Source organism: Aneurinibacillus aneurinilyticus ATCC 12856, assembly GCF_000466385.1.
Taxonomy (GTDB): Bacteria; Bacillota; Bacilli; order Aneurinibacillales; family Aneurinibacillaceae; genus Aneurinibacillus; species Aneurinibacillus aneurinilyticus.
The window spans coordinates 482-1735 of sequence record NZ_KE952674.1 but is presented as its reverse complement, the minus strand read 5'-3'; the positions used below and the strand labels follow the sequence as shown (position 1 = coordinate 1735).

The following is a 1254-nucleotide window of genomic DNA, read 5'->3' as shown; positions in this document are numbered from 1 at the left end:
AGACACCAAAGCCTAAAGAGACACCAAAGCCTAAGGAGACACCGAAACCCAAGGAGACACCAAAGCCTAAGGAGACGCCGAAACCTAAAGAGACACCGAAACCTAAAGAGACACCGAAGCCTAAGGAGACACCGAGACCTAAAGAGACACCGAAGCCTAAGGAGACACCAAAACCTAAAGAGACACCAAAGCCTAAAGAGACACCGAAACCTAAGAAAACGCAACAACCTACTCAGGGGACGGGTAAAGATAAGAAATTAGAGTTATCCGATTTTACAAAAGAAATAATGAAAACAAAACCCAAGAATTCACCTGTCCCTGAGAAATGGTATAAAAAAGGTGGTACTATCTCAATAGACGAGAATGGAACGTGGACTTATACTAATAAAAAGGGGCAGTCGGTAAGTTACCCAGATAGTTATCCAGATTTTTCAATGTACACACATCCGACTGTTAAACCAGTAGAGATAGAATTTACTAAACCAACTAATCGCCCAACAGATTATAAAAAGGCAAATGCAAAAGCAGGTTTGAGTAAAGATTCAGATCCACCGATTGCAGCTTCTAATAAACCACCAAAAGGATATACATGGCATCATCATCAGGACGGAAAAACTATGATTTTGGTAGATGAAAAAGTTCATGCTGAATTTACTCATAGTGGAGGAATATCTAATGTTAATGGTAAAGGAAGCAAATAAATAAACAGGAGGAAACGAATATGGCAAACATGCAAGAATCTCATGAACCGCTTACGATTGAGCAGATTGAAGAGTTTGAGTTACAGCATGGAGTGAAGTTTCCAAGACTATATAAGCAATTTTTACAAGAATCAAATGGAGGCTATCCTTTACCAAATATGTTTAAGATTTCAGATGAACAGGGAGAAGGGGTGCTTAATGTTTTTTTTGGTATAGGTGATATGTATAGCAATTTAGAGGATTACCTGGGCATATATGATGATAGACTTCCAACAGCATTTTTACCAATTGGAAACGATCCTAGTGGTAACGTCATTTGCTTAGGAGCAAAAGAGCCTTACTATGAAGCTATTTACTTTTGGGATCATGAGGAAGAGCCTGAAGATCCTGAGGACATGAGCAATATGTACTTTCTAGCGAATAATATTTATGAATTTCTTGATAAATTATATGAAGATACGGAAGAATAAAGTGTACTGGACTCTTGCAAAAAATTTGTCGAAAAATGCGCAATAAAAGAAGGACATTCCGACCTTTTGTAGAAGTTTGGGCT

Annotated in this window: 2 protein-coding genes; both read left to right on the top strand. The window is 38.1% G+C overall.

Going from position 1 to position 1254, the window contains the following annotated elements:
- Positions 1–701: HNH endonuclease (locus HMPREF0083_RS29210; RefSeq protein ID WP_021619334.1), on the top strand; the 701-nt coding region annotated here is incomplete at its 5' end.
- Between the two features lie 20 nt (positions 702–721).
- Positions 722–1171 carry an SMI1/KNR4 family protein gene (locus HMPREF0083_RS02230; RefSeq protein WP_021619333.1) on the top strand — a complete coding sequence of 150 codons (450 nt, stop codon included), beginning with the start codon at positions 722–724 and terminating at the stop codon, positions 1169–1171.
- The last annotated feature ends 83 nt before the right edge of the window (positions 1172–1254 follow it).